The organism is Kangiella taiwanensis, assembly GCF_020005165.1.
GTDB lineage: Bacteria > Pseudomonadota > Gammaproteobacteria > Enterobacterales > Kangiellaceae > Kangiella > Kangiella taiwanensis.
Map to the genome: position 1 here is coordinate 112,505 of NZ_JAHCLT010000003.1, position 13,964 is coordinate 126,468.

The window sequence follows — 13,964 nt, forward strand, 5'->3', positions numbered from 1 at the left end:
TTTATTAGGGTATGGCTAAAGCTAAAACTTACCAGCCGCAGTTACGGCCTTCGTTTTGCTCGTCTAACCATGTTTTCAATGGCGCGTAGTACTCAAGTACTGCTGTCGCGTCCATTTCACGGCTACCCGTCATAGCTTCAAGTGCATCAGGCCATGGACGTGAAGAGCCCATTTCTAGCATCTTGATGAGCTTTTCGCCAACTTCTTTGTTGCCGTAGAATGAACAACGGTGAAGTGGACCTTCGTTGCCCGCCATGTCACACATTTCACGGTAGAATTGGAACTGCAAGATGTGTGCTAGGAAGTAACGTGAATAAGGTGTGTTACCAGGGATGTGGTATTTCGCACCTGGGTCGAAGTGATCTTCAGTACGTGCCACTGGCGCTTCAATACCTTGGTATTTTTCACGCAGCTCCCACCAGCCTTGGTTGTATTCTTCAGGTGAAATTTCACCGTTGAATACTTTCCAGCGCCATTGGTCAACCATTAAGCCAAATGGTAAGAAGGCAACTTTGTCCAAAGCAGAACGCATTAGAAGTGCAATATCAGCACTCGCGTCTGGCTCTTCGTCGATTAGGCCAATTTGCTTCAAGTATTTTGGTGTGATCGATAGTGAGATAGTGTCACCGATTGCTTCGTGGAAACCGTCGTTAGCACTGCCTTTGTAGAAGATTGACTGGTCTTTGTAAGCACGCTGATAGTAGTTGTGGCCTAGTTCGTGGTGAACAGTCTGGAAGTCTTCGCCATTGATGTTGGTACACATCTTAATACGGATATCTTCTTCGTTATCGATATCCCAAGCGCTGGCATGACACTGAACGTCGCGGTCACGTGGCTTGACGAATAGCGAGCGCTCCCAGAACGTTTGCGGAAGAGGGGCGAAACCTAGTGAAGAGAAGAAGCCTTCAGCAGTTTTAACCATTTTCTTAACAGCAACTTCTTTTTCTTCGTGGCTTACGTTTTCTTTATCGACGCCGTAGTGTGCTTTCAAGATAGGGTCGATATCAATGCCTTCGGCTGCATTTTTAGGACCAGCGATGTCATAAATATTACCCCATTGCTGCGCCCACATGTTGCCTAATAGGTGCGCAGGGATTGGTTTATCCATCGCAACAACTTCATCACCATACTGGTCATTCAACTCAGCGCGAACGTGGCAGTGTAGCGCTTTGTATAATGGTTGTACTTGTCCCCAAAGGCGGTCCATTTCATTGGCGAAATCATCAGCAGGCATGTCGTACTTAGAGCGCCACATGGTGCCAGTATCTGCATAGCCAAGTTCTTTTGAACCTTCGTTAGCGATGTCGACCATTTGCTTATACAGCGGACGCATTTCTTTAGAAATTTCGCGCCAGCCAGTCCATGCTTTTAGTTGCTCATCAGCGTCACGCGATTCACGCAAGACTTGGCTCAGTTCACCAAGGCTACGACCATCTGGGCTTTTACCTTTAGCGTAAAGGCTGTCCAGCTTAGATGTGATTTGAGCAAGTTGCTTTGTTTTCTCCGCATCAGCTGGAGCTGGCAGCGTAAGACCTAGTTTGATCATTTCAATCTTACGATTAACGTCGTAAGGTAAGTCCAAACCGTTGAACTTCTTCGCTTCATTCGCAAGCTCAACGCCTAGTTTGGTGTAATCTTCGCCCACTTGAGCATTTAGCGCAGTTGTGTCGTGAGTGACAAAGTTCGCGTTTACCCAAGCAATGCGCGCAGCATATTCTGCAATTTCTGTTAATCGCTTTTCAGCATCAGCAACAAAAGCCGCTGCGTCTTCCGCAGTGACTTTTTGTTTATGATCGTCGGCAATAACAGGTTGTCCTAATAAAGCACCCACCAATACTGCAGTACTGACGGCTTTTTTAAGCGTTATCATAGAGTTACCCTTTATTGTTTAAGTTGATAATAATCATTATCGTTTCATAATCGCGCTCCATTATAGCGACTTGTTTTAATTTGAGAAATGGAATTCATCATGGTCGTTATTTGGCGGATCGGTTATCATACGGCTTTTGGTGAATCCTCAGGAATAACTATGCCGATTGGCCCTTTGATGCTGGATCTAGAAGGTCTTGAAATTAATGCAGCTGAAAAAGATATGCTTCAAAACCCTTTGTTAGGAGGCATCATCTTTTTCACCCGTAATTACGCCAGTCCCCAACAAATTGCCGAATTATCACAAGCCGTCCGTGAAACCGCTAGGCGCGACATTCTGATTGCCGTGGACCATGAAGGAGGGCGCGTACAGCGATTCCGTGAAGGGTTTACTAATGTCCCTGCTATGGCGAGTATTTTGCAGAATGCTAACGACTTAGCTGAAGCAAAAGCGTCAGCCTATCGCTGGGGAAGTTTGATTGCGATTGAAGTTCAAGCCGTTGGCATCGACTTTAGTTTCGCGCCAGTGCTTGATTTAGGCGATGAAATCAGCCGCGTTATTGGTGATAGAGCATTTTCTACAAAGGTAGATGAGGTGATCGAGCTCGGTCGTGAGTTTATCAAAGGTATGAATGACTTTGGTATGGCGGCGACGGCTAAGCACTTCCCGGGGCATGGTTCAGTTGAAGCCGATTCACACGTTGATATTCCGGTCGATGAGCGCCCACGCGAGCAAATCATCAGCCAAGACATGCGAGTGTTCGCTGAGTTAGCTCAGAATTATCAAGCAGTCATGCCTGCGCACGTCATTTACCCGAGCGTTGATAAGCAACCGGCAGGGTTTTCTGAGTTGTGGCTGCAAGATATTTTGCGTAACCAATTAAGCTTTGATGGTGTGATATTTAGCGATGACTTGAGCATGAAAGGGGCAGAGGTCGTTGGCGGTTATTATGAGCGTGCCAAAGCCGCAGTGACGGCAGGTTGCGATATGGTTTTAGTGTGCAACCATCCGCAAGAAGGGCGTGAGTTGATGTCTGAATTCGATTTTGACGTGGACTCCAAATCTGCGGAGCGATTGGCAAGAATGAAAGGTCAGTCGCTTAACTACTCGCTGACTCAAGTTCGTCAAGGCGACAACTGGCAGCAACTAGAGCATGATTTACAGCTTGATAAGATGGTTTAAATATCTATTGTATATTATTGATTTAACTGGGTTTGATTGAAATGTCTAACGAAAAGAAGATTGAAGAGCTTACTGAGCAAAAAACAGATAGTTTTACACAGCTAACACCAAGAGAAGAGCTGGTCGCTAAACTTAATGGGGAAACTGCTATCGTTGAGTGGAAAGAAATTGAGCGCTTTTTCGCTAAAGGCAATTTACTTTTGATAGATCAGGACGTTGACCTCATCAACTGCGCTGCGGATTTGTCACTGGATAACGCAGACGAAATAAAACCGTTGATTGATTCGGAAAAAATCCAGCGCATGCCGATGGAGTTTGTTAAGGCTAACTGTAAACCTGAAACGGAGTTTTGGACCGTAGTAGTAGCGCCGTATATTTTATCGCAGTTAAAGAAATAGAGATTAGGTACAAAAAAGCGGCTAACAAGCCGCTTTTTTAATAACTTTGATAAACTAAAACTTAACCATGATGAATCACTGAATGAATCACATGGTCATACTCGAAGTAGACCGTGTATCCATTGTATACCCACTTAGTGATTGGCGGGTCACCTACTGGACCTTCCACATTATTCGGAGTACCGAACTTTTGTTCAACGTGCGATTTGCTGACACCGCGCTTCGGTACTTGAATATCCTGCTGGCCTTGTTGTGCTACAGGAACTTTAACTTCTTCGGCCTTGGCAGTATTTAAGCCAACCCCCGCACCGAAGCTTAGCGACAGAGCGCAAACAGCAGCTGTTATTGTTTTCATGATGTTGACTCCTCAAACATTGTGTATTCCTAAGAATATCAAAAAATTAGCGTAATATCCTAATCATAATTAACATTAATTCTACTGCATAACTTGACTACAAATTGTGAACCATTCAATATGACGCCAATTTAATTTATTTAGAAAGCACCATGAGGCTGCCTTTTTCGCTATTTGTCGGGCTTCGATACACTCGAGCAAAACGCCGCGACCACTTTATTTCCTTTATCTCCTTGATTTCTATGATAGGAATCGCGCTTGGCGTGATGGTCCTAATTACTGTTATGTCCGTCATGAACGGTTTCGAGCGTGAGCTTCGTGATCGCATCTTAGGTATGGCACCACACGTACTTGTCAGTGGTGTTGGCAGTAATATAGAAGACTGGCAGGCGCTTGAACAAACCGTTCTGGAAAACCCGAATGTGATCGGTGCTTCGCCGTATATTCAGTCTGAAACCATGTTTCAACACCTAGGTTCTGACCAGTTTGGCATGATCCAAGGGGTACTTCCTGAAAAAATTGGTGAAGTCACCATCGTTAAAGAAAATATGCGCAACGGCTCTTTCGACTCTTTAACCGAAGGCAGCTATAACATTATTCTTGGAGCCTCGTTAGCCCGTAGTTTAGGTGCAAATGTCGGTGATAAAGTGTCGCTACTGTTCTTAAAAGAAACACGCATGACGATTGCGGGGATTCACCCAAGAACAAAACGTTTTACGGTCTCCGGAATTTTTGAAACTCGCTCCGAAGCGGATAAAGGTCTTGCGTTCACTCATATAAAAGACGCCGCAAAGATTTTACGAGTTACTGATGGTGTGTCTGCTCTTCAGCTTAAAACCGCCGACGTGATGAATGTTCACGACGTGACCACGAGTATCAATGAAAAATTGGGTTATGAGTACTTTGTAACCAACTGGACCCGCCAACACCAAACATTATTTAACGCGATTGAGATGGAAAAGAAGATTATGTTTATCCTTTTGACCTTTATCATCGCTGTGGCTGCGTTTAATATCGTGACGTCATTGGTTATGTTGGTGAATGAAAAGCAGGCAGATATCGCGATTCTGCGTACTTTAGGCGCAAGTCCAGGCTCAATCCTTCGTATTTTTATGACCAGCGGCATTATCAATGGCCTGATCGGGACTGGGGCAGGAGTTATTTTGGGTATTCTTTTGGCACTGAACCTACCTGACATTATTAACTGGATCGAAGTGACGTTCGAGATGAGTGTATTCCCGAAAAATGTCTATTTCGTTAACTTCTTGCCAACCGAGTTGATTTGGGATGATGTGATTAAGATCGCGATCGCAGCTTTTAGCATCAGCGTACTGGCGACATTGTATCCTTCGTGGAAAGCGTCAAGAACACAACCCGCGGAGGCGTTGCGTTATGAATGATTCGGCTATGAATAATTCTGTTGTGAGTAATAATAACTCAATGATTGAAATTACCGGACTAAACCGAACTTACAACGATGGCGCCAATAAAGTTGAAGTCTTGTCAGCGTTAGATTTAACAGTCAAAAAAGGTGAGCAATTAGCTATTGTGGGTTCGTCGGGCTCAGGTAAAAGTACCTTGCTTCACCTTATTGGTGGTTTGGACAAACCAACCTCTGGTAGCGTGATTATCGACGGGACTAACATTCATCAGCTTTCAGCCAAGGCTCAGGGGAGTTTCAGAAACCAGCATATCGGCTTTGTTTACCAATTTCATCACTTACTGCCCGAGTTCGAAGCGCAAGATAACGTTGCGATGCCTTTAATTATCAGGGGTATGAAGCGCACGCAAGCCCATAAAATTGCAAGCGGGCTGATAGAGAAAGTAGGGATGTCACATCGTAAAACGCATAAACCGGCTGAATTGTCGGGCGGTGAACGACAACGTATCGCTTTCGCGCGAGCCCTAGTTACTGAGCCAGATTGTGTGCTGGCCGATGAGCCTACAGGCAACCTAGACCACGGAACAGCCAATCAAGTGTATGAGCTGATGTGTGAGTTAAACCGTGAGATGGGAACCACGTTTATTACAGTAACTCATGATCTTGAGCTTGCTGGGAAAATGCAGCGACAATTACACCTTGAAGAAGGAAACTTAAAACCGCTCCAGCTATAGTCGCTTTAAGCTTTATTTTTTATCCGAAGGCTCAGGTTTATCCTGAGCTTTTTTGTTTTCGCCCTCATCATCACCATCAAGGTGAAGCGTGTGCATAAGCTTTTCTTTCCACTTTTGCTGACGCGCCTTCCAAGCCATGACCACATGATAGCGCCAAGATAGGCTGATGGTGTAATAGCCGATAATGGCCGCAATAGAGCCACAGATTAGACAACCCAACAAGAAAGGCTGCCAAATATGAATCAGTTCATTGCCTAGCCATTCAAAACTTAGCTCAAACTCGAACTGGCTTGGCGGCCACGAAAGAACCCAAGTGCCAACTAAATAGGCGAAATAGAACATCGGCGGAATAGTGATAGGGTTAGTTATCCAGCACAACAAGACTGATAAGGGCAAGTTGACTCGGAACCAAATAGCAAGACCAGCTGCCATCACCATTTGAAATGGGATTGGCATAAAACACATGAACAAGCCTACCGCAAAGGCGCCTGACGCACTGTAGCGGTTTAAATGCCATAAGCCAGGATCATGAATTAGCTTACCGAAAATCTTTAAAAAACGATTTTCAGTCACTTTCTTCGGATCTGGCGTAATCTTTCTTAGTAGCTTGCGCGGCATAGAGTTTCACGGTTACACTTGCGTTAGTTCATCGTACAACACTTTTATTAAAGCTTGGATAAGGATTATCCCCGAATGTTCAAATGGATTTTGGGCTTTTTGCTTGGTGCTTGCAGTTTAGTTTTGCAGCCGAGCGTACTTCAAACCACCTCAACACTCTTAACTCTCGTTATTGCTGGAGCTTTGCTCCTGCTCGTAAAACGAGTCAAACATTCGTTGCTTTCTGCTTGTATTGTCGTCATTAGTGGCTTTTTGTTTGGGTTTGGCTGGACATCAATTCACGCATCTTGGCGTTTATCACAGCAAATCCCATCGCCGGAAAATCAAAGCGTGCACATTATAGAAGCAGAGGTTAAGTCATTGCCAGTGATTTATCCCGAATATTGTCAGTTTAAAGTGCAGGTTAAACACTCAGATACTCCATCATTAATTCATAAAAAGCTGCAGTTAAACGATTACTCCAAACAGTGTCCTTATTTAAACGAAGAAGTTTGGACTCTTACCGTTAAGCTTAAACCGATTCACGGGTCTTTGAACCAAGCGGGTTTTGACTATGAGCGATTCATGTTTCAGCAAGCCATAGATGGCAAAGGTTACATTAAACAAGCCACACTCGTGAGTCAGCAACCTGAATGGAGTATAGGCGCATTTAGGCAATCAATTTTTGATGCTTTGAGTGAATTTGATAATGCCGGCTTGTTTCAGGCTTTAACCATTGGCGAAAAGTCTTCTATTCCCAAAGAGGATAGAGAAATACTGCAACAGTTGGGCTTGAGTCATTTGATTGCGATATCGGGGCTTCACATCTCCATTATTGCTGGTGGAAGTTTTTGGCTAATGTTTGTTGTTCTGGGCTGGGTTAACCGGTTATGCAGAGTCAACGCCGTTGAGCCTTTTCGTCCTGCCCTTATTGTGAGCTGCTTCGTTGCCTTCTGTTATACCGCGCTGGCTGACTTTTCGGTCCCAACCGTGCGAGCCCTTATCATGTGGGGGTGTGTTGCTGCTGCGCTACTATGGCAACGACAGGCGGCATTATTGAGTGGCCTTAAAGTATCGCTCGGTATGATGCTGTTGATTGATCCCTTAGCCGTGCTCTCCGTCAGTTTTTGGATGAGTTATATTGCTGTGGCGGTGATCGCTTTTGTCGTGTCGGGACGTGCTGGTGGGGAGCAAGGTTGGCGTCATGGCTTGAGCAAGCTTGGCAAGATTCAGGTTGCTATTTCGCTAACGCTCTTATTGCCCAGCCTGCTGTTTTTTCAACAAGCCACATTGTTAGGTTTGCTGGTCAATATTGTTGTGATACCTGCGTTTAGTGTTTTGGTGCTGCCGCTCATTATCGTCTGCGTTATTTTGACTTTGTTTGAGTTTTCATCGCCGCTTGGCATGCTCGATTCTGCATTAACGACTTCTTTGGGCTGGGCGGAAGCTCTAGCGAATACGTTAGCTTGGCTTCGCTTTGAGTTTTGGCTGCCAGGCTGGCTTCTTTGTAGCCTGATGGTGGTCATGTTCATCATTTGGTTACCCATTAACATCTTTCGATATCAGTTTATTGGACTGTGGTTTGTACTCGTCACATCATACCTTATACAGCAGTGGGCGAGCTCAACGCAGCCAACCATGGTTGTTTTTGATGTTGGGCATGGTCTATCTGTGTTATTGACGGATGGCAAGACTCACATTCTTTATGACACAGGGTATGCGGCGACTCATGGTAGTGCTTTTGAGAGTTATATTGAGCCAACATTGCAAAAGTTAGGTGTTCAGCACTTAGATGCGTTAATCCTAAGCCACCAAGACAATGATCACTCTGGAGGGGCGAAAAAGATTACTAAGCAGCTTCCAGTTAAGCAGGTCATAGCAGGGCAGTGGGCAAATGACATGCTCTCAGGCCTGCCCACGAAAGACTGTGTTGCGGGCTACGGATACCAATTCGGTGTTTTCAGTCTGGATGTATTACACCCAAAAGATTCTACGAATGGACGTAACAACGACTCCTGTGTCGTCAAAATTACCAGTGGAGTGCCTGAGTATCGTTTTTCAATACTGTTACCAGGAGATATTGAAAAGAGCAGTGAGTATGAGCTGGCAGCGGATCAATCGAACACATTGTCCGCAGATATTGTAATCGTCCCACACCACGGCAGTAATAGTTCGTCAACTTACCCATTCATAAAAAGGGTTAATCCCAGTGTCGCCATTTATGCGACGGAACGATTTAGCCGTTACAACTTGCCGAGTTCGAAAGTGGTGAGACGCTATCAGGATTTTGATATCCCACAAATTCACACCGGCTGTTATGGTCAAATAACCTATAATTTAGCGACTAACAGCTTCGATGCGACACGCAATGAAGCGAAGATCTGGCGATTGCCACCGTGTGAGGTGGTTGAAAAGTAGGCGTTTTCGATGAAACCGGTGGAATTGTTCACACTTGGTAGTAATCAACACTTGCTCTTAAGCGGTCGCTACTGCACAATATTTTGATTAAATTAATAATAAATGATTAATATTTATACAGTTTTAGCGTTTATTCTTCCTAAATATCAGTACGCATTGAGGTAATGGGGCTCATGGTTATATCTTCTGCACTTTTTTCTAGCGCAATTCTCGCGACGGCAACAACGACGTCTTCGGGCACTTTATTTGATTTATTCAAAGCGGGTGGCTGGACCATGGTTCCGATTGCGATCTGCTCGCTTATTGCCATGGGTATTATCGTCGAGCGTATTTGGGCGCTAAAAAGAGAACGCATCTTACCAAAGCACCTCGTTGCACAGGTTTGGACTTGGATTAAAAACGGGCAGTTTGATAAAAGCAAAATGCGCGATCTAAAAAACAGCTCTGAGCTGGGAGAGGTCCTAACAGCAGGGCTGCTCAATCACCAGTATGGTCGTGAATCCATGAAAGCCAGCATTAACGAAGCGGGTAGAGCCGTGGTCGTTCGCTTAGAGCGCTACCTAAACACATTAGGTTCTATCGCGCTTGTCGCTCCTTTGCTGGGTTTGCTCGGTACCGTGATCGGTATGATTAAAGTGTTTACAGTGATGCGTGTTGAAGGCGTGGGCAATGCAGATGCCTTGGCTGGTGGTATTTCTGAGGCTTTGATTACCACTGCTGCTGGCATGGCTGTAGCGATTCCAACGCTGGTTCTACATCGCCACTTTATTCGCCGTGTCGAAGAGTTGGTCACTGATATGGAGCAAGAAGCGTTGAAAATGGTGGATGTATTACACGGTGAGCGTGAAATTTTCACCTCATCACAAGATTAAGACAGGCTTTTAATCATGTGGTTAAAAAAGAAAAAAGAAGATGTTCAGATTAATTTAACGCCATTAATCGATGTTGTCTTCTTACTCCTTATCTTTTTCATGGTATCGACCAGCTTCAAGAAAGAAACTAAAGTCAGCCTAACGCTTCCAGAAGCCAACGGTGAAACTTTAGACGCTAACGCTGAGTCCATTGAAGTCACTGTGACCAAGACTGGCGAAATATTTGTCAATGGCAATGGCCTAGTGAATCGTGATGTCACAACCATTAGAAACGCTATAAAACAAACGTCCACAGACACTCAAACACCTGTTATAATCAGCGCAGATGCGGCTGCACCTTATCAGGCCGTGATTACGGTTATGGATGCTGCCGGACAAGCAGGCTTTAACAACCTGACATTGCCGACGCAGAAGCCTGACTCTGAAAATAACTAGTGTTTGAAGTGATTCATGTCCGAATTAAAGTCAGAAAAAAACTCGACAATCTATAAACGGTTACTTGGCTACACTAAGCGGTATAAGTGGGTCTTCCTCGTTGGTGTTCTTGCTAATATCTTCTTTGCCTTGATTGAAACTACCTTTGTTAATGCCATTCAATATTTAATCGATGATGGTTTAAAAGAGCGTGATCGGTATTTCCTTTTAGTACAAACGCCACTATTTATTATTGGCGCTATTTTCTTGCGTGGAATTTGTAACTTCGTCTCGACATACTGCATGGGCTGGGTTGGGCGTAAAGTCGTACAGGATTTACGTGAAGCGCTTTACGAAAAGTACATCAAGCAACCAGCAAAATTCTTTTCTGAGCGTGCACCAGGTAATTTACTATCCACCATGACGTTTAATACGGAACAAGTGGCAATTGCAAGCTCTGATGCGATTACGCTTGCGTTGAGAACCGGTGGAACGATTCTCTTTGTACTCGTTTATCTAACTTTAATTAGTTGGCGCTTGACCTTATTTTTATTCTTCGTCGTTCCTATTATTGGCTGGATTATCCATGTCAGCGCGAAACGACTGAAAAAAGTTAGTAACAACATCCAGAATGTCGTCGGTGACGTCACAAAAACTGCAGAAGAAACCATTAAAGGCAATCAGGTCATCAAAATTTTTGGTGGTTCCAAGCGTGAAATTGAAAACTTCAACGACAAAGCGAACAAAAATCGCCAGCAAGACATGAAGCTTATTGCCACAAAAGGCATTGCCTCTCCTGTGATTCAAATTGTCGCTGGATTTGGTTTTGCAGCGATTATGTATTTCGGTAGTTTAGAGCTACTCGATGATCGTATGACAAGTGGTGAGTTAGTAACTTTTATCACCATGATGGGCATTATTTTAAAGCCAATGCGCGACATTAGTAACGTCAATACGCACTTGCAGCGCGGTATTGCCGGCGCACAGAGTGTGTTTGAAATATTAGACCTTCCTGACGAACCTGATAATGGCTCGAAAACTCTAGAGCGTGCTAAGGGTAAAATTAGCTTTGAAAACGTAGGCTTTGCTTATGAAAGCGATAAAGCGATTTTGAGAGACATTAGTTTTACAGCTGAGCCGGGGCAGTCCATTGCATTAGTAGGGCGCTCAGGAAGCGGTAAAAGTACTATCGCTAGCTTAATTCAACGTTTTTACAATGCCGAATCTGGCGCAATAAAAGTTGATGATATTCCTATCGAAGAATTAACCTTATCGTCATTACGCGAGCAGATTGCCACCGTATCGCAAAACGTCGTTCTGTTTAACAACACCATACGCCATAACATTGCTTACGGCAGGCTCGAAGATGCGACGGACGAAGAGATCATCAAAGCCGCCAAGGATGCTTATGCGTGGGAGTTTATTGAACAGCTGCCGCAACAACTTGATACGCAGGTTGGTGATAATGGACTGTTACTTTCAGGAGGTCAGCGTCAACGAATCGCTATAGCACGTGCCATGCTGAAAGATGCTCCTATTTTAATCTTAGATGAGGCGACTTCCGCTCTTGATACCGAGTCCGAGCGCCATATTCAAAAAGCACTGGAAGCACTGATGGTGGGAAGAACCACAATCGTTGTTGCACACCGACTATCGACTATTGAGAGCGCTGACAAAATTCTAGTAGTCAAAGAAGGGCGTATTGTTGAAGCAGGCTCACACGCTGAGTTGATGCAGCAAGAAGGCGAATATACACGTTTACAACAAATGCAGTTTAGCGAGTAACTGGCGTGGCTATTTCAAAAAGCCAATCCTTTTTTGAGCAGCTGTGGTATCGACCATCACCTTTGTGGCTGTGGTTGTTTTTTCCTTTGCAGCTGTTGCTTCGAGGCGTTGTATTTATTCGCCAAATCTTCTATCGGTTTGGCATCTTTAAGTCTACCCAATTATCCAAGCCTGTTGTCGTGATTGGCAATATTAATGTTGGTGGTACAGGCAAAACTCCGTTGTCTATTTATATTCTGCAGTGGCTACAATCAGAAGGTTATCAGCCTGGTCTTGTCACTCGCGGTTATGGTGGAACTGCTGAAAATCACCCTTTGGTGCTTGATGACGATACGTCGCCTGAAATATGTGGTGATGAACCTTATCTGATTTTTCATAAAACCAACGCCCCAATTGTTGTCGATCCTAACCGAGCTCGGGGTGGTCAAAAGCTGATTGAGTTAGGTTGCGACATCGTTATTTGTGATGATGGTTTGCAACATTACGCTCTAAAACGTGACCTAGAAGTTGCGGTTGTTGATAGTAAACGAGGACTTGGTAATGGCTGGCTTATGCCGATGGGGCCACTCAGAGAGCCGCCCTCACGGCTGAAGACTGTGGACATGATTATACGTAATGGTGAATCCATGACCCTTAAACCGCTGCCAATTGAAGGTGTAGGGCATAATACAACGATGTCTGCCTCTGTGGTTGATGCGGTGGCAGCCATTGGTCATCCACAGCGTTTTTTTGATACGCTTAAAAGTGTGGGCTTGGAGGTTATTCCTCACAGTTTTCCGGATCACCATCAATACAGCGCAGAGGATTTTACAGGTATGACAGGACCAATCGTCATGACCGAGAAAGATGCGGTAAAATGCCATCATATCGCAGATAGTCGAATGTATTATTTGCCCGTAGAAACAGAGTTATCCAACGAAGCTGCTGACGAATTGCAGCGCCGGCTATTAGAATTACTGTAAGAAACACGACAGAGTACTGCTTATGGACCATAAATTAATTGATGTTTTAGTTTGCCCATTATGTAAGGGTGAGCTGCAATACAAGAAAGATGCTAAAGAACTGATATGTCGTTTCGATAAGTTGGCCTATCCAATCCGTGACGATATTCCTGTAATGCTAGAAGAGCAAGCACGTAAAGTCTCCTCTGAGGAGCTCGATTAATGGCTGTTGCTGGAGAGCATTCGTTCTACGTTGTGATTCCTGCTCGTTACGCTTCGACACGCCTACCGGGCAAACCGCTATCGTTGATTGGTGATAAACCAATGATCCAGCATGTTTATGAGCGTGCCATGCTGTCTGGTGCCAAAAAGGTCATCGTAGCAACAGATGATACTCGGATTGAAGCGGCAGTCAAAGAGTTTGGCGGTGACGTTTGTATGACTCGTGACGATCATGTTTCTGGCAGCGACAGACTGGCTGAGGTTTGTCAGCAGTTATCTTTCGTTGATAACGACATTGTCGTTAATGTTCAGGGTGATGAGCCTTTTATTTCCCCAGAAAATATCTCTCAAGTGGCGGCAAATCTCGCAGAACACAACGACTGTGTCATGTCGACGCTGAGCACTCCAATTATAGATAATGATGAGATCTTTAATTCAAATGTCGTAAAAGTGGTGTCTTCCGTCTCAGGAAAGGCTTTGTATTTTTCAAGAGCTCCTATTCCATGGCAGCGGGGTAGCTTTGAAGAGCAAAAGGTAGGGGCCAATGATTTTTGCCAACGCCATATTGGTATTTATGCCTACCGGGCAGGCTTTTTAGCCATGTATGTCCAGATGCCACCAGCAGAGATTGAGAAGCTAGAATCACTGGAACAGCTTCGCGTTCTTGCAAACGGCCATCAGATTCATGTTGAAGCCGCACAAGAAGTCCCTGGTCTAGGAGTCGATACAGAGGAAGATTTAAAGGCGGCTAATCTCTATTACCGCCAACACCAGCTCTAAATAGAATCAAGGTGA

14 protein-coding genes are annotated in these 13,964 nt (G+C 44.7%); 11 read left to right on the forward strand and 3 right to left on the reverse strand.

Annotation, left to right across the window (positions count from 1 at the left end):
- Window positions 1-28 precede the first annotated feature (28 nt).
- Window positions 29-1,870: a M2 family metallopeptidase gene (locus KFK88_RS09750; protein ID WP_223579075.1), complete on the reverse strand. Its 1,842-nt coding sequence runs from the start codon at window positions 1,868-1,870 to the stop codon at window positions 29-31.
- A 165-nt stretch (window positions 1,871-2,035) separates the two neighbouring features.
- On the opposite strand from KFK88_RS09750, the gene nagZ reads away from it, so the two are divergent.
- The gene (nagZ, locus tag KFK88_RS09755; protein WP_345252514.1) at window positions 2,036-3,052 is read left to right on the forward strand and encodes a beta-N-acetylhexosaminidase; all 1,017 of its coding nucleotides are present in this window, start codon (window positions 2,036-2,038) and stop codon (window positions 3,050-3,052) included.
- Window positions 3,053-3,093: 41 nt separating this feature from the next.
- Complete coding sequence (locus tag KFK88_RS09760; protein ID WP_223579081.1) at window positions 3,094-3,450, forward strand: DUF2288 domain-containing protein; 357 nt, start codon at window positions 3,094-3,096, stop codon at window positions 3,448-3,450.
- 61 nt (window positions 3,451-3,511) lie between these two features.
- Here the strand turns inward: KFK88_RS09760 and KFK88_RS09765 are convergent, their stop codons facing one another.
- The gene (locus tag KFK88_RS09765; protein WP_223579084.1) at window positions 3,512-3,805 is read right to left on the reverse strand and encodes a hypothetical protein; all 294 of its coding nucleotides are present in this window, start codon (window positions 3,803-3,805) and stop codon (window positions 3,512-3,514) included.
- 152 nt (window positions 3,806-3,957) lie between these two features.
- Here KFK88_RS09765 and KFK88_RS09770 point away from each other — a divergent pair, with 152 nt between their 5' ends.
- Window positions 3,958-5,205, forward strand: coding sequence for a lipoprotein-releasing ABC transporter permease subunit (locus KFK88_RS09770; RefSeq protein WP_223579087.1), 1,248 nt, complete (start codon window positions 3,958-3,960; stop codon window positions 5,203-5,205).
- A 7-nt stretch (window positions 5,206-5,212) separates the two neighbouring features.
- Entirely contained in the window at window positions 5,213-5,920 is a 708-nt protein-coding gene (gene lolD / locus KFK88_RS09775; RefSeq protein WP_223579091.1) for a lipoprotein-releasing ABC transporter ATP-binding protein LolD, read from the forward strand.
- A 12-nt stretch (window positions 5,921-5,932) separates the two neighbouring features.
- Here lolD and KFK88_RS09780 read toward each other — a convergent pair whose 3' ends face one another.
- A complete protein-coding gene (locus tag KFK88_RS09780) occupies window positions 5,933-6,538 on the reverse strand; it encodes a DUF2062 domain-containing protein (RefSeq protein WP_223579093.1) in 606 nt (201 codons plus the stop codon).
- A gap of 75 nt (window positions 6,539-6,613) precedes the next feature.
- On the opposite strand from KFK88_RS09780, the gene KFK88_RS09785 reads away from it, so the two are divergent.
- The 7 genes from KFK88_RS09785 (at window position 6,614) to kdsB (ending at window position 13,949) form a co-directional block, all read left to right on the forward strand.
- Window positions 6,614-8,935 (forward strand): DNA internalization-related competence protein ComEC/Rec2, encoded by a 2,322-nt coding sequence (locus tag KFK88_RS09785; protein ID WP_223579094.1) that lies wholly within the window; start codon window positions 6,614-6,616, stop codon window positions 8,933-8,935.
- Window positions 8,936-9,108: 173 nt separating this feature from the next.
- The gene (locus KFK88_RS09790) at window positions 9,109-9,807 is read left to right on the forward strand and encodes a MotA/TolQ/ExbB proton channel family protein (protein ID WP_223579095.1); all 699 of its coding nucleotides are present in this window, start codon (window positions 9,109-9,111) and stop codon (window positions 9,805-9,807) included.
- A 15-nt stretch (window positions 9,808-9,822) separates the two neighbouring features.
- On the forward strand, window positions 9,823-10,242 hold the full coding sequence (locus KFK88_RS09795) for an ExbD/TolR family protein (protein WP_223579096.1): 420 nt from the start codon (window positions 9,823-9,825) through the stop codon (window positions 10,240-10,242).
- Between the two features lie 15 nt (window positions 10,243-10,257).
- Window positions 10,258-12,006: a lipid A export permease/ATP-binding protein MsbA gene (gene msbA / locus KFK88_RS09800; RefSeq protein ID WP_223579097.1), complete on the forward strand. Its 1,749-nt coding sequence runs from the start codon at window positions 10,258-10,260 to the stop codon at window positions 12,004-12,006.
- Between the two features lie 5 nt (window positions 12,007-12,011).
- The gene (gene lpxK / locus KFK88_RS09805; protein WP_223579098.1) at window positions 12,012-12,968 is read left to right on the forward strand and encodes a tetraacyldisaccharide 4'-kinase; all 957 of its coding nucleotides are present in this window, start codon (window positions 12,012-12,014) and stop codon (window positions 12,966-12,968) included.
- Window positions 12,969-12,990: 22 nt separating this feature from the next.
- The gene (locus KFK88_RS09810; RefSeq protein ID WP_223579099.1) at window positions 12,991-13,170 is read left to right on the forward strand and encodes a Trm112 family protein; all 180 of its coding nucleotides are present in this window, start codon (window positions 12,991-12,993) and stop codon (window positions 13,168-13,170) included.
- The gene (gene kdsB / locus KFK88_RS09815) at window positions 13,170-13,949 is read left to right on the forward strand and encodes a 3-deoxy-manno-octulosonate cytidylyltransferase (protein ID WP_223579100.1); all 780 of its coding nucleotides are present in this window, start codon (window positions 13,170-13,172) and stop codon (window positions 13,947-13,949) included. Before KFK88_RS09810 ends, kdsB begins: the two co-directional genes overlap by 1 nt.
- The last annotated feature ends 15 nt before the right edge of the window (window positions 13,950-13,964 follow it).

Coding starts and splice junctions, on each gene's coding strand:
- KFK88_RS09760 (WP_223579081.1), top strand. CDS start 3,094: ATGTCTAACGAAAAGAAGATTGAAGAGCTTACTGAGCAAAAAACAGAT.
- KFK88_RS09790 (WP_223579095.1), top strand. CDS start 9,109: ATGGTTATATCTTCTGCACTTTTTTCTAGCGCAATTCTCGCGACGGCA.
- lolD (WP_223579091.1), top strand. CDS start 5,213: ATGAATAATTCTGTTGTGAGTAATAATAACTCAATGATTGAAATTACC.
- KFK88_RS09810 (WP_223579099.1), top strand. CDS start 12,991: ATGGACCATAAATTAATTGATGTTTTAGTTTGCCCATTATGTAAGGGT.
- KFK88_RS09785 (WP_223579094.1), top strand. CDS start 6,614: ATGTTCAAATGGATTTTGGGCTTTTTGCTTGGTGCTTGCAGTTTAGTT.
- KFK88_RS09770 (WP_223579087.1), top strand. CDS start 3,958: ATGAGGCTGCCTTTTTCGCTATTTGTCGGGCTTCGATACACTCGAGCA.
- KFK88_RS09765 (WP_223579084.1), bottom strand. CDS start 3,805: ATGAAAACAATAACAGCTGCTGTTTGCGCTCTGTCGCTAAGCTTCGGT.
- msbA (WP_223579097.1), top strand. CDS start 10,258: ATGTCCGAATTAAAGTCAGAAAAAAACTCGACAATCTATAAACGGTTA.
- KFK88_RS09795 (WP_223579096.1), top strand. CDS start 9,823: ATGTGGTTAAAAAAGAAAAAAGAAGATGTTCAGATTAATTTAACGCCA.
- kdsB (WP_223579100.1), top strand. CDS start 13,170: ATGGCTGTTGCTGGAGAGCATTCGTTCTACGTTGTGATTCCTGCTCGT.
- KFK88_RS09750 (WP_223579075.1), bottom strand. CDS start 1,870: ATGATAACGCTTAAAAAAGCCGTCAGTACTGCAGTATTGGTGGGTGCT.
- KFK88_RS09780 (WP_223579093.1), bottom strand. CDS start 6,538: ATGCCGCGCAAGCTACTAAGAAAGATTACGCCAGATCCGAAGAAAGTG.